The sequence below is a fragment of the Streptomyces purpurogeneiscleroticus genome (assembly GCF_020024005.1).
In the GTDB taxonomy this organism is placed as follows: domain Bacteria; phylum Actinomycetota; class Actinomycetes; order Streptomycetales; family Streptomycetaceae; genus Streptomyces; species Streptomyces purpurogeneiscleroticus.
Genome location: NZ_NHSG01000168.1, coordinates 1 through 18,197, shown reverse-complemented (window position 1 = coordinate 18,197; position 18,197 = coordinate 1). Strand labels below are relative to the sequence as shown.

The 18,197-nt window shown below is 71.5% G+C and carries 15 protein-coding genes; 8 read left to right on the top strand and 7 right to left on the bottom strand.

Going from position 1 to position 18,197, the window contains the following annotated elements; genetic code table 11:
- The first annotated feature begins 43 nt into the window (after nt 1-43).
- Complete coding sequence (locus CCS38_RS09765; RefSeq protein ID WP_223732810.1) at nt 44-2,989, top strand: FAD-binding and (Fe-S)-binding domain-containing protein; 2,946 nt, start codon at nt 44-46, stop codon at nt 2,987-2,989.
- Nucleotides 2,990-3,072: 83 nt separating this feature from the next.
- Here CCS38_RS09765 and CCS38_RS09760 read toward each other — a convergent pair whose 3' ends face one another.
- Nucleotides 3,073-3,417, bottom strand: a complete 345-nt coding sequence (locus CCS38_RS09760) for a hypothetical protein (RefSeq protein WP_308050774.1) — start codon at nt 3,415-3,417, stop codon at nt 3,073-3,075.
- A gap of 431 nt (nt 3,418-3,848) precedes the next feature.
- On the opposite strand from CCS38_RS09760, the gene CCS38_RS09755 reads away from it, so the two are divergent.
- Complete coding sequence (locus tag CCS38_RS09755) at nt 3,849-4,490, top strand: class I SAM-dependent methyltransferase (protein WP_223732809.1); 642 nt, start codon at nt 3,849-3,851, stop codon at nt 4,488-4,490.
- A 37-nt stretch (nt 4,491-4,527) separates the two neighbouring features.
- Here CCS38_RS09755 and CCS38_RS09750 read toward each other — a convergent pair whose 3' ends face one another.
- Nucleotides 4,528-5,136, bottom strand: a complete 609-nt coding sequence (locus tag CCS38_RS09750; protein ID WP_223732808.1) for an isochorismatase family protein — start codon at nt 5,134-5,136, stop codon at nt 4,528-4,530.
- Between the two features lie 165 nt (nt 5,137-5,301).
- Between CCS38_RS09750 and CCS38_RS09745 the strand changes: the two genes are divergently transcribed.
- Complete coding sequence (locus CCS38_RS09745) at nt 5,302-6,330, top strand: GlxA family transcriptional regulator (protein ID WP_223732807.1); 1,029 nt, start codon at nt 5,302-5,304, stop codon at nt 6,328-6,330.
- Between the two features lie 23 nt (nt 6,331-6,353).
- Here CCS38_RS09745 and CCS38_RS09740 read toward each other — a convergent pair whose 3' ends face one another.
- Complete coding sequence (locus tag CCS38_RS09740; RefSeq protein ID WP_223732806.1) at nt 6,354-6,740, bottom strand: hypothetical protein; 387 nt, start codon at nt 6,738-6,740, stop codon at nt 6,354-6,356.
- 203 nt (nt 6,741-6,943) lie between these two features.
- Between CCS38_RS09740 and CCS38_RS09735 the strand changes: the two genes are divergently transcribed.
- From CCS38_RS09735 to CCS38_RS09715, 5 genes are all read left to right on the top strand, one after another.
- Nucleotides 6,944-7,690: an SDR family NAD(P)-dependent oxidoreductase gene (locus CCS38_RS09735; RefSeq protein ID WP_223732805.1), complete on the top strand. Its 747-nt coding sequence runs from the start codon at nt 6,944-6,946 to the stop codon at nt 7,688-7,690.
- 176 nt (nt 7,691-7,866) lie between these two features.
- Nucleotides 7,867-9,162, top strand: a complete 1,296-nt coding sequence (locus CCS38_RS09730) for an amidohydrolase family protein (protein WP_223732804.1) — start codon at nt 7,867-7,869, stop codon at nt 9,160-9,162.
- Nucleotides 9,163-9,264: 102 nt separating this feature from the next.
- Nucleotides 9,265-10,569 (top strand): amidohydrolase, encoded by a 1,305-nt coding sequence (locus CCS38_RS09725; RefSeq protein ID WP_223732803.1) that lies wholly within the window; start codon nt 9,265-9,267, stop codon nt 10,567-10,569.
- Nucleotides 10,570-10,638: 69 nt separating this feature from the next.
- Entirely contained in the window at nt 10,639-11,292 is a 654-nt protein-coding gene (locus CCS38_RS09720; protein WP_223732802.1) for a GntR family transcriptional regulator, read from the top strand.
- A gap of 83 nt (nt 11,293-11,375) precedes the next feature.
- The gene (locus CCS38_RS09715; protein ID WP_223732801.1) at nt 11,376-12,032 is read left to right on the top strand and encodes a maleylpyruvate isomerase N-terminal domain-containing protein; all 657 of its coding nucleotides are present in this window, start codon (nt 11,376-11,378) and stop codon (nt 12,030-12,032) included.
- A gap of 12 nt (nt 12,033-12,044) precedes the next feature.
- Here CCS38_RS09715 and CCS38_RS09710 read toward each other — a convergent pair whose 3' ends face one another.
- The 4 genes from CCS38_RS09710 to CCS38_RS09695 form a co-directional block, all read right to left on the bottom strand.
- Complete coding sequence (locus tag CCS38_RS09710) at nt 12,045-13,817, bottom strand: MFS transporter (protein WP_223732800.1); 1,773 nt, start codon at nt 13,815-13,817, stop codon at nt 12,045-12,047.
- Nucleotides 13,818-13,940: 123 nt separating this feature from the next.
- Nucleotides 13,941-15,374, bottom strand: coding sequence for a carboxypeptidase regulatory-like domain-containing protein (locus tag CCS38_RS09705; RefSeq protein WP_223732799.1), 1,434 nt, complete (start codon nt 15,372-15,374; stop codon nt 13,941-13,943).
- Nucleotides 15,375-15,558: 184 nt separating this feature from the next.
- Nucleotides 15,559-16,773, bottom strand: a complete 1,215-nt coding sequence (locus tag CCS38_RS09700) for an MFS transporter (RefSeq protein ID WP_223732798.1) — start codon at nt 16,771-16,773, stop codon at nt 15,559-15,561.
- A 70-nt stretch (nt 16,774-16,843) separates the two neighbouring features.
- Entirely contained in the window at nt 16,844-18,052 is a 1,209-nt protein-coding gene (locus CCS38_RS09695) for a glycosyltransferase (protein ID WP_223732797.1), read from the bottom strand.
- Nucleotides 18,053-18,197 lie beyond the last annotated feature (145 nt).

Sequence of the window (18,197 nt, the reverse complement as noted above, 5' to 3'; positions counted from 1 at the left end):
GCATCAACTCCTCGCCCCTACCGGTCACTTGGAGTCGCCACCCATGACAGCGATCAGCGACGAGACCCCCGCTCCCCGGGCCGACGCCCCCGCCCGCGACCTGGAGCGGAGCCTGCGGGCGAACCTCGACGGCGAAGTGCGGTTCGATGACTACACCCGTCACCTGTTCTCGCGGGACGCGAGCATGTACGCGATCACGCCGCTCGGCGTGGTGTTCCCGCGCCACGCGGACGATGTACGGGCGGCGGTCGCGGCCGCGGCGGAGCACGGCGTCCCGCTGCTGCCGCGCGGTGCCGGCACCAGCCTGGCCGGTCAGACCACCGGATCCGGGCTGGTCATCGACCTGTCCCGGCACATGAACCGCATCGTGGAGCTGGACCCCGACGGCCGGACGGCGCTGGTGGAGCCGGGAGTGGTGCAGGACCAGCTGAACCGCGCCGCCGCACCGCACGGCCTGATGTTCGGCCCGGACACCTCCACCAGCAATCGCGCCACCATCGGCGGAATGATCGGCAACAACTCGGCCGGCAGCGGCTCTCTCCGCTACGGCATGACCATCGACCACGTACGCGCCCTGGACGTGGTGCTCTCCGACGCAACCACCACCCGCCTCGGCCCGGTGACGGAGGAAGAACGGCTGCGGCGCGCCGACGCCACGACGCTCGAAGGCCGTCTGTACCGCGACCTCCCCGCCCTCGTACGGGACAACGCCGACGCCATCACCGACGGTTTCCCGCGCTTCTGGCGCCGGGCGGGCGGCTACCGCCTCGACCGACTGGCCCGCGAAGACACCCCCTTCGACCTGGCGAAATTCGTCGTCGGCTCCGAAGGCACCCTCGTCGTCGCCACCCAGGCCCTCGTCGGCCTCGTGCCCAAACCGGCCCGTACGGTCATCGCCGTCGGACACTTCACCTCCGTCGCCGGGGCCATCGGCGCCACCGAGGACGCACTGTCCTGCGACCCGGCAGCGGTGGAACTGATGGACCGGACGATCCTCGACCTGTCCCGGCAGAAGATCGAGTACGCCTCGCTCGGCAGCATTCTGCACGGCGCCCCGGAAGCGCTCCTCTTCGTCTCCTTCACCGGCGACGACGATTCCGAACTCCGAGGAAAGCTACAGAAATTGGTCGCGCTGTGGGACCGGCACGGCCATGGTTACCACACGCTTCAGGCCGTCACCGCGGCGGAGCAGTCCGCGCTCCTGAAAGTCCGCAAGTCGAGCCTCGGTCTGCTGATGGCGGCGAGCGAAGGCACCAAACGGCCGCTGGCGTTCGTCGAGGACACCGCCGTCGACCCGGCCCATCTCGCCGAGTACACCCGCCGGTTCAAGAAGGTGCTGAACCGGCACGGGCTGACGGCGGGCTTCTACGGCCACTGCTCGGTCGGCTGCCTGCACGTCCGCCCGTTCCTCGACCTCACCGACCCACGTCAGCAGCAGACGATGCGGGCCGTCGCCGAAGAGGTCAAGGACCTGGTCGCGGAGTACGGCGGGGTCAATTCCAGCGAGCACGGCGACGGACTGGCGCGCAGCGAGTTCAACCGGGAGCTGTTCGGCCCCGATCTGTACGAGGCAATGCGCCAGGTCAAACGGGTATTCGACCCGGAGAACCGGCTGAATCCGGGGAAGATCGTGGACGCCCCGGCCCTCACCGATCACCTCCGCGACCCGGCCCTGCCGCCCGCCCCCGCGCTGCGCACCCGGCTGGACTTCGAAGTCGTCGGCGGCATGCGCGGCGCGGCCGACCGCTGCATGAACATCGGCCTGTGCCGCAAGGCCGACGCCGGTGCGATGTGTCCCTCGTACATGGCGACGAAGAACGAGGAGGACTCGACCCGAGGGCGCGCCGGCGCCCTGGTGAAGGCGCTCTCCGAACCCGACCCGAAGCGCGCGCTGGGCGACGAGCGGCTGCACGAAGTGCTCGACCTGTGCCTGATGTGCAAGGCGTGCAAGAGCGAGTGTCCGCTCGGCGTGGACATGGCCTCGCTCAAGGCCGAGGCCCTCTCCCACCACCATGATCTGCACGGCGTGCCGCTGCGCTCCCGCGTCTTCGGTGCGATCCGTCTCCTGAACCGCCTCGGCTCGGCCACCGCCCCACTGTCCAACTTGCCCGGCCGGGCACTGGTGTTGCGGCGCCTGATGGGCCGTCGGCTCGGCATCGCGGCGGCCCGGCCGCTCCCCCGTTTCGTACGGCGGAACCTGGTGCGCTGGTTCCGTGGCCACGACCGGGCGGACGGCGGCGCGCGGCCCATGGGACCGGTGACCTGGCTGGCCGACTCCTTCACCACCTACACCGAGCCGGAGATCGGCCGGGCCGCCGTCGAACTGCTGGAACGGGCGGGCTGGGACGTACGGCTGGAGAGCGGTGGCTGCTGCGGCCGGTCCAGCCTCTCCAAGGGGCTGCTCGACGACGCGCGCGACAAGGCATCCGACCTGGCCCACCGGCTCGCCCGGACCGCTCCGCCCGGCTCACCCGTGGTCGGCTGCGAGCCCTCCTGCGTCATGACACTGCGGGACGAGCACCGCGCACTGCTCCCGGACGACACCACCGTCCAGGACATCGCGGACCGCGTCCGCCAGGTGGAGGAACTGCTGACCGAGGCGCTGGACGACGGCCGGCTGCGGCTGCGTACCGACTCCTGGCTGCGCGGGCGGAAGCTCCTGTACCACGGGCACTGCCACCAGAAGGCGGAGGTCGGGACGGCCGCGACGGTCGCCCTGCTGTCGCGCATCCCGGGCGCCGAGGTCGTCGAGCTGGACGCCGGCTGCTGCGGCATGGCCGGGTCCTTCGGCTTCGAGTCCGAGCACTACGGCCTGTCCATGACCGTCGGCGGCGACCGGCTGTTCCCGGCGATCGCCGCGGAGCCCGCCGAGACGGTACTCGTCGCGAGCGGCGTCTCCTGCCGCCAGCAGATCTTCCACGGTACGGAGCGCACGGCGTGGCATCCCGTACAGCTGATCCGGGAGGCGCTGGACATCACCGGCCGTTGATGACCGAGGGTGGCCGAGGGTGGCCGAGGGTCCGGCAACGTCAGCTCATGCGGCAGCGGTCAGCTCATGCGGCAGCGATCAGCTCATGCGGCGGCCCTCTGCGCCACCCGGCGCACAGGCGCCGCGGGAGCCGCGGGAGCCGCGGATGCCACGGATGTCATCGGGCGACGCACCGGCGCGGCCGCCGGGGTACGGGTGGGCCCGGCCGGCCTGGCAGCGGCGTGAGCGGGCTCAGCAGGGGCGTCGGCGACCCACACGCGGTACGTCGTCTTGGCCGGATCCACCAGGGGATCACCGAACGTGATCCGGCCTGCCGCCTCCAGCCGGTCGCACACCTCGGTGGGCAGAGCCATGTAGCAGCCGCCCTTGCCGGTGCGGGAGTCGTACGGCCGCCAGTAGCCGTACCGGCGCCGGCCATTGGCATGCACGGTGATGAAGACCGGGGTACGGGAGTTGGCGATGGTCCGGAGAACCTCGGCGCCGTCAGCGTCGAGAGGGGCGGCCGCCCGGCGAGCTGTCGTCCTGATGCGAGCCGATGCCGTGGCACGGGCCGGTGCCGTGGCATGGGCTGATGCCGTGGCGCGTGCCGGTGCCGTGGCACGAGCCGGTGCCGTAGCGCGTGCCGCTGTCGTAGCGCGTGCCGACGGACGGCGGAACTCCGTCGACACAGCGGCGGCCGGGACCTGGTCGAGGACGGACAACATCAGTGATTGCCTTTCGGAGGACAGCGGCTCAAGATCATCTCCCCCATTCAATCAGGCGTCACCCTCATTCGCCCAACTCTTCAGCCAACTCTTCCCGTTCAAAATGCCGACCACGGCGATCAGCGGGAGAGAGGGAGGCTCTAGTGTCCTCGTTTGTGACTGAACCTTCCTCGCACCTCGCCGCGACGGCGGATGCCTACGATGCCATGGCCGCCCTGTACGCCGATTTCGCCCGGAACTCGCTTGCCGCTCTCCCGCTGGACCGCGCGATGCTCGCCGCGTTCGCCGACCTCGCGCGGTCCACCGGTGCCGGACCCGTTGCCGAGCTGGGATGCGGTCCCGGATACCTGACCGCGCACCTGCGGGACCTGGGGCTGGACGTCTTCGGTATCGACCTGTCGCCGATGATGATCGACCTCGCCCGCGAGACCTACCCCGACCTGCGGTTCGAGGTCGGCTCCATGGACGCCCTGGACCTGCCCGACGGCAAGCTGAACGGCGTCGTGTCGTGGTATTCGGTCATTCACGCCCCGCCGCAGGACGTGCCCTCGTACATCGCCGAATTCCGTCGGGTGCTCGCGCCCGGCGGCCACCTCCTGCTCGCCTTCTTCGAGTCGGAGGGTGAGCCGGTCACGGCGTTCGACCACAAGGTGGCGACGGCCTACCGGTGGCCGATCGACGACCTCGCGAAGCTGGCCGGCGAAGCCGGATTCACCGAAGTCGGCCGGATGCTGCGCGAGCCGGGCGAGGACGAGCGGTTCCGACGGGGCCATCTGCTGATGCGCCTCGGCCAGTAACCAGGCCGCCTCATTTCAGGGCGGAGTTATTGCGGACTTACTTCAGGGCGGAGCCCTGCGCCACGACGACCCCGTAGAGGTCTTCGATCGTGGCCAGTGCGCTCTGATGGATCTGCTCGGCGGACAGTCCGACCCCGGCCCCCGTCAGGGGCCGGGTGGCGCACGCGTCCGCGACGATCGTGGGTGCGTAGCCGCGCAGGAACGCGCCTTCGGCGGTGAAGGTGACGCACATGTGGGTCATAAAACCGGCGATGATCACGTTCTTGCGGCCCGCGGCCTCGACCTGGTGCTCAAGGTCGGTGTGGTGGAAGGCGTTCGGCGCCTGCTTAGCCACGACCGGCTCGCTGTTGACCGGGGCCACGCGGGGGTGGATGGAGCCGATCTCCGCGCGGATGTCGTACGGGGTGCCCGCACCGCCGTCGTTGACGATGTGGATGACGGGCGTACCCGCCTCACGCGCCCGCGCCAGCAGCGCCGCGGCCGAGTCCAGGGCCGCCTGCCAGCCGGACAGCTCCATCACACCCCGGGTGTAGGTGTTCTGAAAGTCGACCATGAGGAGCGTGGCGTCGGCGAGGGTCGCCGGGGTGTCAGCAAAGCCGTTGAGCTGGCGCAGGGTCGTCGCAGTCGTCGCAGTCGTCGTAGCCATGAGTAAAGGCCCTCCTCGGGCGGGGTGTTGGGGCGGGGCGTTGATGTCGTCGTCCGATGCTCTGGCGGCGCCGACGTGTTCGACGCTACGATCACCCGTCGGTGTCTGCAATGACACCCAATTTGCAGATCCAGACATCGGGCAGGCAGAGCAGAGAGGGACGGCATGGCCGCCGCATCGAAACGGCTCGTTGTCATCGTTGTCTTCGACGACGTCGACCTGCTGGACATCACCGGCCCACCGGAGGTGTTCGCCCTGCTGCAACGCGAGCTCGATACGGACACCGACACCGGCACCGGCACCGGTACCGGCAGCAACACCGGCTACCGCGTGCTCCTGGCCGCCGAAACGCTGGACCCGGTCACCACCTCGGCGGGGGTACGCGTCCTCCCCGACATCACGTTCGATGAGGTGGCCGGTCAGAGCATTGACACCCTTCTGGTGCCCGGCTCCGTACGCATCGACGCCGACCGGCGCGTGAGCGCCCTGGCGGACCCGGATGTCACCGCCCGCGTCAAGCAGCTCGCCGGTGCGTCACGCCGGATCGCCTCCGTGTGCGTCGGGGCGCACATCCTGGCCGCCGCGGGCCTGCTCGACGGGAAGCGCGCCACGACGCACTGGTCCACTGCCCGCCAGCTCGCCGCCGATCACCCTGCCGTCACCGTGGACGCCGACCCGATCTTCATTCGTGACGGTGCCGTGTGGACCGGCGCGGGCATCAGCTCCTGCCTCGACCTGTCCCTGGCCCTGGTCGCCGAGGACTTCGGCGAAGCCGTCGCCCTGCGTGTGGCCCGGCAGCTCGTGATGTACCTCAAACGGCCCGGCGGGCAGAGCCAGTTCTCCGTACCGCTCGAACCCGTCTCCACCACTCGCCGGATCGAGGACCTGCGGCACTACATCACCCGTAACCTGTCCCGTCCCCTCAGCCTCGCCGACCTCGCTGCCCACGCTCATGTCTCCGAGCGGCAGCTCTCTCGCATCTTCAAGACCGAACTGGGCATGACGCCGGCCGCCTATATCGAAGCCGCCCGCGTCGAACTCGCCCGTCATCAGCTGGAGTCGACCGACGCGACGCTCGACCGCATCGCCGGAGTCTGCGGGTTCGGTACCGTCGATACCCTCATCCGGGCCTTCCGTCGCCAACTGGCCACCACGCCGACCGAGTACCGCAGCGGGTTCCGGTACTCCAGGTAGCTACCGGCACCTGCCCATCCGTGTCATGAGGCCGCTTCCTTGGGACAGGTCCTGACGAGTTGCAGGCCGGCGGTGCGCAGGGGGCCCAGGTCGGGTTGGCGGTCCTGGGCGATCGCCGTGCGTACCTCGGCTGCCGCCCGGCTGACTGCGGTGGCGGCTTCCTGTACCTCCGCGCCGGACGAGCGCCTCCTGAGTTCGGCGACCGACGCGTCGAGCGAATCGATGGCCGCGTCCGCCTCGCGGTCGAGCGCGGACTCCAGTACGGCATGTTCCAGGTCACCTATGGCATCGGACACCGCGAGTGCGAACCGCGCGCACCCGACGGCCCGGTCCCCGCCCTCCTCCATGTCGCATCCTGCGAGCAATGCCACTGCCAACACCAGCGCCGCGGCGCTTGCCGTCCGCTGCATGTCGTCACGTCCCTCCGGTGAACCGTTCGGTGAGTCACGAGGAAAGCGGCCGCCGCTCGCCCGACAAGGGCAGCCTATGGACGGTGGCTTCGCTCGGGGAGAGGATTTCTCGCAGTTGGCGGTGCAGGTGGGTACGGCGTCGCTACAAGGGACGGGTACCGGCCACCGCGGGGGGACCCGAGGACCGTGACAAGATCCGCTGCATGAAGACGGAGACGCAGCAGGCGGACCGGCCCGTCGCCCTGGTCAGCGGGTCCACGTCGGGCATCGGGGAGGCCGTCGCGCGGCGGCTGGCGGCGGACGGGATGCGGGTCGTCGTGCACTCGCGGCGCAGTACTGAGGCCGGCGAGGCGCTGGCCGCGGAGCTCGGCGGGGCGTACGTACGGGCGGACCTGGCGGTGGAGGAGGAGGCCCGGGGGGTGGTCGAGGCGGCGCTCGGCCGGTATGGGCGGTTGGACGTGCTGGTGAACAACGCGGGCATCAGTTGGCCGATCCCGCACGACGATCTGGCCGCGGCGACACCGGCGGACTGGCGGCAGCTGCTGGAGGTCAATCTGATCGCGCCATGGGTGTTGTGCACAGCAGCGCTTCCGGCACTGCGCCGGTCCCCCGGCGGCGGCAGCATCGTGAACATCACCAGCCATGCCGGGGTGCGTCCCAAGGGCTCGTCGGTGCCGTACGCGGCGAGCAAGGCCGCGCTGAACCATGTGACCCGGCTGCTCGCAGCCGCGCTCGGGCCCGAGGTCCGGGTCAACGCGGTGGCGCCCGGACTGGTGGACACCCCGATGACGAAGGACTGGACGCAGGCGCACGAGCTGTGGCGGGACCGCGCGCCCATGCACCGTCCGGCCCGGCCCGCCGACGTGGCCGGGCTGGTGGCGTCGGTGATCGACAGCAGCTACCTCACCGGTGAGGTGATCGTGCTGGACGGCGGGCTGAATCTGACCTGAGGCTCGGGGCCTCGTAAGCATCGCGCGCAATGGCATACCGAACTCGGGAAACGAGGCGGGGACAACCACCCCATTTCTCCCCATATGCGGGCGGCGATCGGCCGGAAACCTTGCCCTGGTCTTCAATTTGGGATACCAAATGGCATTCGGTTGTACGCAAAGCCCGAGGAGCCCGCATGTGTGTCGAGTCCGTCCCGCCCCCGCCCAGCCGGGTCACCCGCCGCGGTGTGCTCGCCGGTGCCGCGGCCCTGGCCGGTACGGCCGCCGCCCTCTCGGCGGCTCCGGGCGCCGCTGCCGCCCCGGCGCGGGGATCCGCCGCCGGTCCGGCGCGGAGCGCGCAGCGCGGCGGCGACCTGGTCGTCGAGGGCGGCACCCTGCTCGACCCGGCGACCGGTGACGTCATCGAGGACGCTGTCGTGGTGATCCGCGACGGCGTGGTGCAGGCCGCCGGGGCCCGGGCGAAGGTCGATGTGCCGGCCGGCGCGCCGCGCCTCGACGCGCACGGCCGCTGGGTGCTGCCGGGGCTGGTCGACGCGCACATCCACCTCAACACCGCCACCGAGGCGCGCGACGCGGTCCGCCAGGGCGCCACCAGTGCGCGCAGCGGCTCCACCAACTTCTACCAGGACATCGCCGTACGGGAGTTGGCGCGCCAGGCGCCCGAGCTGGCGCCCCGGTTGCGGGCCGCCGGTGTCTTCGTCACGCCCGAGCTGGGCGACACGGTGCTCGCGGACCCGGACCTGACGCCGCTCGCGCGGCTGAAGAACGGCGTGCGGTCGGACGAGGCGCTGCGCCGGGTCGTCCAGGTGAACCTCGCCCGCGGCGCCGACGTGATCAAGACGCGGGTGAACGAGCGCGCCGGACTGCCGGAGCAGGACCCGCTGGCCCAGGTCTACTCGTACGAGCAGCTGTCCGAGATCGTCGCGACGGCGCGGCGCGGCGGCAAGGGCGTGCTGTGCCACAGCTACAGCGAGCGCGGCTGCGACGACGCGGTGCGGGCGGGGATCCGGTCGCTGGAACACGGTGTGTTCGTCGGCGAGCGCACCCTGCACGAGATGCGGCGCCGGGGGACGTACTTCACGCCGACGCTGTCCCCCATCGCGGGGATGATCGACTCGCCCGACCCGGTGCTCGCCGAGCGCGGCCGCACGTATCTGCCGGTCCTCAAGGAGGCGGTGCGTACCGCGCACGAGCTGGGCGTTCCGCTGGCGGCGGGCACCGACTCCTCCGGCGGGACGGTCAAGCCCATCGGCCGGGAGGTGGAGCTGATGCGCGCGGCGGGCCTGCCGGCGCTCGATGCGATCCGCACCGCCACCACGGGCGCCGCCCGGCTGCTCGGTATGGAGCGGACGGCGGGGCGGCTGGCACCCGGCTTCGCGGGCGACGTGATCGTGCTGGACGGCGACCCGCTCGCCGACGTCTCCGTGCTCAAGAAGCCGCAGCGCGTGGTGCGCGCGGGGCTGCCGCTGTAGCCGCACCTCTTGGCCCGTGTACTCCGTCGCCGCCTCCCCGGTGGCTGTGGAGCGCACGGGTCCGTACTGCCCGTCCCACCGCCCCTCCCCGAAGGAGTTCCGATGACGCCTCCGCCCTCCCAGCCGTCCCGTCGCGGTGTTCTCGCGGGTGCCGCCTCGCTCGCGGGCGCCGGCACCGTACTGTCCGCGGCCGTGCCGCAGGCGCGGGCCGCTTCCCCTGAGCGGCCCGCGCGCCCGGTGGTCTTCCGTGATGTGCGGCCGTTCGGGGCGAAGCACGCGGTGGACCTCACCGTCATCGACGGCCGTATCACGGACCGGCGGGCCCCGGAGGGCGCCGAGGTGATCGACGGCGGCGGCCGCATCGCCCTGCCGGCGCTGGTGGACGCGCACATCCACCCCGACAAGACGACGTGGGGCGGCAGTTGGGAGTCGCGCAAGCCGGCGAGCAGCATCGCGGACTACGCGGCCCAGGACGTGGAGCTGTTCCAGCGGCAGAGCCGGTCCGTCGCCGAGCGGGCGCACGGGCTGATGGCGCACGCCGTGACCCGTGGCACGCGGGCCATGCGCGCGCACGCCGACATCGCCCCCGCCTACGGCCTGACCTGCGTGGAAGGCGTCGCGGCCGCGCGCGAGCGGCTGCGGCACGCGCTCGATGTGCAGATCGTGGCGTTCCCGCAGCACGGCGTCATCCGCACGCCCGGTACGGCGGCGCTGCTCCGGGAGGCGGTGCGCAGCGGGATCGTGGACTTCATCGGCGGGATCGACCCGATCGGTTTCGATCAGGCGCTGGACGAGCAGCTCGACCTGGTCTTCGGCCTCGCGGACCGGTACGGCGTCGGTGTGGACATCCATCTGCACGACCGGGGAGAGCAGGGCCTCACGGCGCTGCGCGGCATCATCGACCGCACCCGTGCGCTGTCGCTCCGAGGCAAGGTGACGGTCAGCCATGTGTTCTGCTTGCCGGGCCTGTCCGACGCCGAGCTGGCCGGGGTGGCGGCCGACCTCGGCGACCTGGACATCGCGCTGACGACCGTGGCGCCGAGCGGGGAGCTGGTCCTGCCGATCGCCCGGCTGAAGGAGCACGGTGTGCGGGTCGGGCTGGGCTCGGACGGGGTGCGCGACGCGTGGAGCCCCTTCGGCAACGCCGACATGCTGCACCGCGCGCATCTGCTCGGCTGGGTCCGGGACAACCGTCTCGACGCGGAGCTGACGGGGTGTTACGAGACGGGGTCGCACGGCGGCGCCGATGTGATGCACCTGGACCGCGCCGACCTGTCCCCCGGCTCCCCGGCCGACTTCCTGCTCCTCCGAGGCGAGTGCGTACCGCAGATCGTCGTGGACATGCCGGCGCGGGACATGGTGGTGCACGGCGGCCGGGTCGTCGCCCGCGACGGCGAGCTGACGTAGTACGCGTACCCGTCAGGGGCCCCGTACGGAGTGCCGGACGTGGTGCGGGCCGATGAGAGAATCAACGGTATGACAACAGGGTCTGAAGGGTTCGAGCCCGAGTCGGAGCGGGTCACCCGGCAGCTGCGCAACGAGATCATCGACGGTGTCCGCGAGCCGGGCAGCAAGCTGGTCGAACGGGAACTCGCCGCGGAGCTGGGGGTGAGCCGGCTGCCGATCCGGGACGCGCTGAAGGCACTGGTGACCGAGGGGCTGGTGACGCCGCGTCCGCGGACGTGGGCGGTGGTGCGGGAGTTCGCGCCGACGGACATCGCCGACCTCGACGAGGTGCGGTCGGCGCTGGAGATGCTGGCGTTCCGGCTCGCTGCCCAGCGGCGTACCCGCGCCGGGCTGGCGAGACTCCGCGCGGACCTCGACGCCGAGCTGGCGGCGGCGCGCGAGGGCGACGCGGTACGGGCCCGGCGGGCGGCGGCCGATTTCCACGAGACGGTCACCTCGCTGGCCGACAACGAGCTCCTGAACGAACTGGAGCGCACGCTGCGCAGCAGGATGCGCTGGCTGCTGGGGCAGCACGACGACCTCATGGCCATGGCGAAGGAGCACGAAGAGCTCTACGAGGCCGTCGCGGACCGGGACGTGGCGCGGGTCGAGAAGCTGGTGACGCGGCACCTGGCGACCGGCCGCGACGCGGCCGCCGCCCGCCGGAACGCCACGCAGGACTGACCGGTCCGGGCATCGTCCGGCTACCCGGTCCGGCCGGCCAATTGCGCTTGTCCGCCGCCTCGGCACCGCACTACGTTGCCGAGGTGGATCTCTTCTCACGCTCGTGGACGGCGTTGCGCATGGCGGTCGCCGGGCTCTCGGACGAGGACTTCGCGCGGCCGTCCGGCTGTACCGGCTGGCTCGTGCGGGACCTCGTGTGCCATCTGGTCATCGACGCGCAGGACGTCCTGATCACCCTGGTGACCCCCGCCGATACGGCGCCGACCCACGACGCGGTGACGTACTGGAACGTCGCCGACACGCCGCCGACCGGCGACGACCCCCTCGACGCGCTGACCGTCCGGCTGGCCGCCGCGTACGGGGACCCCGGGCTGCTCACGTTCCATCTCGACGACGTCGGCTCCGCGGCCGGCCGCGCCGCCGCGCTCGCCGACCCGGACCTCCGGGTCAGTACCCAGGACATGGTCCTCACCGCGGGCGACTACCTCACCGCGTACGTACTGGAGTGGACGCTGCACCACCTCGACCTGATCGCGCACCTCCCGGAAGCGCCGGAACCCCCCGCCGAGGGGCTCGCCCGGTCCCGGGAGATGCTGGAGAAGATCGCCGGGGCTGCGTTCCCCGCCTCGTTCTCGGACCGGGACGCGCTGCTGGTCGGTACCGGACGGCGGGCCCCGACCGAAGCGGAGCGGGCCGAACTGGGCAGCCTGGCCGCGAAACTCCCGCTGATCCTCGGATGACCCCCGGACTGCTCAGCTCTGTACCGCGGTACGGCGCTCCCCCGCCGCGGTCGTCGCGGCCGTGAGGACGAGGTCGACCTCGACCGGGCGGTCCTCGCCGGGGTGCACGGCCGACGAGGCGCGCGGGGCGTGCCCGGCGACCATGGCGGCCAGTACGTATGCGCCGCCGTCCGGGACGGCGACCGAGTAACGGCCGTCGTGGTCGGTGAGCGCGGTACCGGCCCGGCGTCCGCGCGGGTCGATCAGCGCCACCCTGGCGCGGGCCACGGGCACACCGGCCGGGTCCAGAACGCGCCCGCGGAAACCGGCGCGGGGCCCCGGGCTCACCGGTACCGCCGCCCGGGTGTCCCGCTCCGGCTCCGGCTCGGCCGCCTCCTCGCTGCTGGCCAGCAGCTGCGGTGTGGACATGCCCCGGCCGCGCGGCAGGAAGACCGCGAGCAGCAGGCCGAGGGCGACCGCCCCGGTGGCGATGAGGAACGAGATGCGGAAGCCCTGCATGGTGGGTATCGCCACCGATCCCGCGTGGTGGGCGGTGTTGGCGAGGACCATGCCGATGACGGCGCTCGACACCGACGTACCGATGGAACGCATCAGGGTGTTGAGTCCGTTGGCCGCGCCCGTCTCGGAGGGGTCGACAGCGCCGTTGATCAGTGCCGGGAGGGAGGAGTAGGCGAGGCCGATACCGGCGCCGACGATGACCGAGATGACGATGGTCTGCCATGCGGCGCTCATCAGGCCGAGCCCCGCGCCGTAACCGACCGCGATGATCAGCATGCCGACCATGAGGGTGAGCTTCGGACCGTACCGCGCCGACAGCCGGGCGTAGACGGGGGCGGTGAACATCATCGTCAGGCCCAGCGGCGCCACGCACAGCCCCGCGACGACCATGGACTGGCCCAGGCCGTAGCCGGTGGCGGTCGGCAGCTGGAGCAGCTGCGGCAGGACGAGCGAGATCGCGTAGAACGCGACGCCGACGGTGATCGAGGCGAGGTTGGTGAGCAGTACCTCGCGGCGCGCGGTGGTACGCAGGTCGACCAGCGGGGCCTTCATCCGCAGTTCCATCAGGCCCCACAGGACGAGGACGACGAGCGCGGCGGCGAAGAGACCGAGCGTGGTGCCGGAACTCCAGCCCCAGTCACTGCCCTTGGTGATCGGCAGCAGGAACAGGACGAGACCGAGGGAGAGGCCGAGCGCGCCGACGGCGTCGAAGCGGCCCTCGGCCCGGACGCCGCTCTCCGGCACGACCGCCAGGGTGAGCAGGATCGCCAGGACACCCAGGCCCGCGGCGCCGAAGAACAGTGCGTGCCAGTCCGCGTGCTGGGCGACCAGGGCGGCGAGCGGCAGTGCGAGCCCGCCGCCCACGCCTATGGAAGAGCTCATCAGGGCCAGGGCGGAACCGAGCTTCTCGCGGGGCAGCTCGTCGCGCATCAGGCCGATGCCGAGCGGGATGGCGCCCATGGCGAAGCCCTGGAGCGCACGGCCGACGATCATCACCAGGAGGTCGCTGGTGAACCCGCAGACCAGCGATCCCCCGACCATCACCGCGAGACTGGTGACCAGCATGCGGCGCTTGCCGTACAGGTCGCCGAGCCGGCCCATGATCGGGGTGGCGACGGCACCGGCGAGCAGGGTGGCCGTCATGATCCAGGTGGCGTTCGTCGGCGCGGTGTTCAGCAGGGCGGGCAGGTCCTTGATGACCGGTACGAGCAGCGTCTGCATCACCGCGACCGTGATGCCGGCGAAGGCGAGGACGGGGACGATCCCGCCTGTGCGTCGATGGGCCATCGTTCGGGGCATTACCTGGGACCTCCGGAAGCGGGAAGAGTGGCGGGCTCGCCGAGTACGAACTCGCCCGCTCGCATGGGTATTCCGAAGGACATCGTACGACGGGAAGTCTTTACTGATCCCTTACGTTGCGGGAGCCGAGGCTCCGCCACTCCCGGGTGCCGGGTCCTGCGGCCGCGGCCGCAGCACGAAGTCCTGGTGGGCGAGGTTCCCGTACTTGATGTACACCCGCTTGATGGACGGGATGCGGCGCGGCCCGCCGGCGATGACGTTGATGAAGCCCTCCGGGAGCCCGGTCAGCCTGTACTCGCCGTGTTCGTCGGTCCGCGTGCGCGTCAGCTGCCGTCCGTCGGTGGTGGTCACGGTGATCAGTACACCGTGCAGCGGTTGCGACTGGGTGTCCCGGATGCGGCCGGCCAGCAACGGCTCGGAGGCCCCGATGTAGTGGGTGGCGGCGCGTACCGGCATCGGCTGCGGCATCTCGAACGTCGGGTCCTGGACCGACTCCTCCAGGTCGGAGGCGGTGAGTTCGTCGTCCCCACCGGAGCGCGCCACGTTCACCCGGTGCCGTTCCCAGAAGTACCCGACGCAGATCAGCACGATACCGACGGCGATCCAGATGCTCAGCGCCAGCAGCGGCCTGAAGAGCTCCGCGCCACCGAAGTACATTTCGTTGCGCAGCGCGTCGACCAGATTGCCCAGCGGCATGTACGGATGCAGCCAGCGGAAGAAGGACGGCACCATGGCGACCGGGATCGCGCCGTCGCTGGCCGGCATGGACAGCAGCACGAAGATGACGATGGCCACGCCGGGGAAGAACTGCCGCACGAACGGCACCAGCCCGTAGCAGGTCAGCGAGACCGCCAGGCTCAGCATGAACATATAGAGCAGGCAGATCGGCCGGTCCACGATGCAGTCCATCGCGAGCGCGATGTAGAAGGCGGCCACGGCCATCACGGCCCCGGAGACGACGAAGGTGACGACCTTCTTCCAGCGGCTGAGGCCGGTGGCCCGCAGCATCATCATCACCATGATGTACGAGGGGATGGTGAGCCCCAGGCAGAGGTAGAAGAGGCTGGTGCCCATCCCGTCCTTGGGCGCGGTGGGCGCGAGTTCGACCTGCTTGAGCCGGGCGCCGCCCCGCTCGGCGATCGGCGTGAACACCTGCTGCAGCACAGCCTCGATCTCGAAGCCACCGGCCTTCGCGGTGTACAGGGCGGGGTGGGCCGGATCCGGGAGGTAGCCGCCGGCGGCACGGCGGTCCTTCACCGCGCTGCGGAGGGCGGCGTCACCGCCGGATACGGGTGTCACCTCGAACCCGCCCGGGACGGCCTTGTCGAGCGTCTGCTGCACCTGGGTCGCCGCCCGGGCGGGCACGGCCACCCGGATGTCGTGCGGGGTGGGGTTGTGAAAGGCGAGCAGGTAGCAGAAGAGGAAGCCGAAGAAGAAGAGCGCCGGGAACCAGAGGCTGCTGACAATCACCTTCGCCGTGTGCGTCCACCGATGGCGCGGTTCACTGTCGGCCGGTGCCGCGTCCTCTTGCTGTGTTCCGGACATGCCGCACCCTTCCCGTACCGTGCCCTTCCCCGACCGTCCCTGCGCGGGTCGCTGACGCTCCGCTGCTGGGAGATCTCCGCCGGCACGGTCCGGCACACCTGCTTTGCTGCACTCGGCCCAGCATGTTGGCCCGCGCGTGGGAGGCCCCGCGCGCGGGAGGCCCCTGGCGTGAAGGCGCTGCCGGTCAGTTGTGCCTTGAGCCGCGCAGCAGGTGGACGGCCGTGCCCGCGGCCAGTACGGCGACGCAGGCCGTGAAGGTCAGCCCTGCGGCGCGGAGGCCGAGGGCGACGGTGAGGGCACCGACGCCGACGACCGGGAGGGAGATTCCGGTATAGGCGACGACGAAGAAGGTGGAGATCGTGCCGCCGCGGTGTTCGGCGGGTGCGGCGGCCGCGACGGACGTCAGGGCCGCGCGGAAGGCGAGGCCCTGGCCGATGCCGCCGCACAGGGCACCGACGACCAGGGCCGGCAGGGACTCGACGGCGAGGGACGTCGCCACGAGGGCGAGGCCCACCACGAGGACCAGGCAGCCGACCGGGAGTGCCCGGCGTGCGCCCAGTTTTTCGGTCAGCGACTGGCCGGCCGTCGAGCCGAGGAAGACGGAGAAGACGACGGCGCCCGAGACGGCCAGGTTCGCCACGCCGAGGGTCTGGGACACGAAGGCCGGCGCCACCGCGGTGAACAGGCCGAGGAGCGAGAAGCCGGCGAAGGCGGCGAGGGCCGAGGGCGCGAACACACTACGCACTTCAGGGGGTACGACCAGGCCCTGCGGCCGGAGGCCCGGCCACCGCTCACGGTGGTCGACGGTCTCGGGCAGGAGCAGGACCAGTACGCACGCCACCGCGATGAGTGCGAGGTGTGTCAGGTAGGGCAGGGCGAGCGGCCAGGGGGCGTACTGGGCCAGGAGCCCGGCGAGCAGCGGGCCGCAGCCGAGGCCGCCCATGTTGGCGGCGGCCGCGGCGAAACCGGCGCGCGACTTCCTTTCGGGCGGCGCCAGTTCCAGTACCGCCGCCGTGGCCGCGCCGCTGAAGAGCCCGGCCGAGAATCCGGAGAGCAGCCGGCCGGCGAAGAGGAGCGGCAGCCCGGCCCCGGATGTGAAACCGGACAGGAAGTCCGCCACGAAGCAGACCGCGCTGAGTGCCGAGAAGGCCAGCGCCACGAGGAGCACGGGGCGGCGGCCGACCCGGTCGGAGTAGTTGCCCGCGAGCAGCAATACGGCGATGACGCCGATCGCGTAGACGGCGAAGACCACCGTCACCATCAGCTCGGAGAAGCCCAGCTCTTCGCGGTAGAGGCCGTACAGCGGGGTGGGGAGCGTGGTGCCCGCCATGCCCACCGCGAACACCGCCGCTGCTGCCGGGTATGCCGGGCGCCGGCCCGTCCCATGACGAACGATCATGTCCCCACGGTACGAGCCGGCCCGGTCTCAAGCGATCAGGCGGCCCCAAGCGGTCAGGCGGCCCAAGCGGTCAGGCGGCCCCGGCCTTCGCGCCCGTCGCCGCCGCCGCGTCCGCCGCGAGGCGGGTCAGGTCCGGGAGCGCGTGGGAGCGGCGCTGGAGGGACTGGGCGCGGGCGCGGTAGGTGCGGTCCTCCAGGACGGTGCGTACGGCCGCGGTCAGCGACGCGCGCGTGACGTCCTGGACGTCGATCCGGCGGCCGGCGCCGATCTCCTGCAGCCGGGCGGCGTTGTACGACTGCTCGGCGAAGAGCGGTACGGCGACCACGGGGACGCCGGCCGCCAGCGCCTCCCGGGTCCCGTTGAAGCCGGCGTGTGTGAGGAACACATCGCTGGACTGCAGGAGCAGTTCCTGCTGGACGAACGAGGTGAGGTGGACGTTGTCGGCGCGGGCGCCCTGCCACTCCCGCGGGTCGGTGCCCGCGCCGAGCGCGACGACACCGGTGACCGGCAGGTCCCCGAGCGTCTCGATGATGGTGTCGAGGAGGGGCAGGACTCCGCCGCCGGGAAAGTGGGTGGCGTTCGAGCCCAGCGTGGCGAGGACGAGCGGGCGGTCGGCGGGCAGCCGGGCGATCTCGGGGTCGAGGGGCGCCCCGCCCGCAGGCATCGGCAGGCGGTAGTAGTGGGCGCTCGGCAGGCGGCTCGCCTCGGGGTAGAACTCCTCCGGTACGACGCCGGCACGGAAGGCACGGAAGACGTGCCAGGGGTCGGTGATGGAGCTGAGGCCCAGGTCGGCGCGGTGCTTGTTGAGCTCTTCGGTGACGGCGGGGTGGTCGTACGGCGCCATCGGGGCGATGTCCAGCGCGCCGTGCGGGATGCCGAGCCGCTCGCCCGCCAGATAGCCGCCGAACTCGGTGGACTCGTGCAGGATCAGGTCGGGGCGCCAGTCCCGGGCCACGTCGATGAGGTCGTGCGCCGAGGGGCCGGCCAGCTTTCCGACGAAGGCGGAGGCAAAGAAGTCCGGGTCCAACTCGATGGTGACGGAGCCGAATTGGCGCATGGCCGCGGGCGGACGGACATCGCCCCGCTGCAGTACGTCCGCCATTCCCTCGACGTTCGGCAGCCGCAGCGCGGTCAGCCCGCGCTTCTCGATGTGCTCCGCGACAGCGTTGCCGGTGGCGACGGCCACCTCGTGGCCCGCCTGCCGGGCGCTCTCGGCCGCCGGCAGCACCAGCGGTGCGAGGTGCGAGTAACTCGCCTGGGCGGTGAACAGGATGCGCATGGCGCTTCGCTCCCTCGGATGCCGCGCGGCCGCCACAGGGGCGCGCGCAGCTGGGACTCGGGAAAATCAACAACTGTTGAACAGCCTATCCGTCCCGGTTCCGCGCCATCCGGGCGGGTCATCCGGATGAGCCATCCGGGCGGGT

Bases quoted from the DNA above. Each gene is read 5' to 3' on its own strand.
- CCS38_RS09765 (WP_223732810.1), top strand. From the start codon at position 44: ATGACAGCGATCAGCGACGAGACCCCCGCTCCCCGGGCCGACGCCCCC.
- CCS38_RS09750 (WP_223732808.1), bottom strand. From the start codon at position 5,136: ATGGCTACGACGACTGCGACGACTGCGACGACCCTGCGCCAGCTCAAC.
- CCS38_RS09745 (WP_223732807.1), top strand. From the start codon at position 5,302: ATGGCCGCCGCATCGAAACGGCTCGTTGTCATCGTTGTCTTCGACGAC.
- CCS38_RS09740 (WP_223732806.1), bottom strand. From the start codon at position 6,740: ATGCAGCGGACGGCAAGCGCCGCGGCGCTGGTGTTGGCAGTGGCATTG.
- CCS38_RS09735 (WP_223732805.1), top strand. From the start codon at position 6,944: ATGAAGACGGAGACGCAGCAGGCGGACCGGCCCGTCGCCCTGGTCAGC.
- CCS38_RS09730 (WP_223732804.1), top strand. From the start codon at position 7,867: ATGTGTGTCGAGTCCGTCCCGCCCCCGCCCAGCCGGGTCACCCGCCGC.
- CCS38_RS09725 (WP_223732803.1), top strand. From the start codon at position 9,265: ATGACGCCTCCGCCCTCCCAGCCGTCCCGTCGCGGTGTTCTCGCGGGT.
- CCS38_RS09720 (WP_223732802.1), top strand. From the start codon at position 10,639: ATGACAACAGGGTCTGAAGGGTTCGAGCCCGAGTCGGAGCGGGTCACC.
- CCS38_RS09710 (WP_223732800.1), bottom strand. From the start codon at position 13,817: ATGGCCCATCGACGCACAGGCGGGATCGTCCCCGTCCTCGCCTTCGCC.
- CCS38_RS09705 (WP_223732799.1), bottom strand. From the start codon at position 15,374: ATGTCCGGAACACAGCAAGAGGACGCGGCACCGGCCGACAGTGAACCG.
- CCS38_RS09700 (WP_223732798.1), bottom strand. From the start codon at position 16,773: ATGATCGTTCGTCATGGGACGGGCCGGCGCCCGGCATACCCGGCAGCA.
- CCS38_RS09695 (WP_223732797.1), bottom strand. From the start codon at position 18,052: ATGCGCATCCTGTTCACCGCCCAGGCGAGTTACTCGCACCTCGCACCG.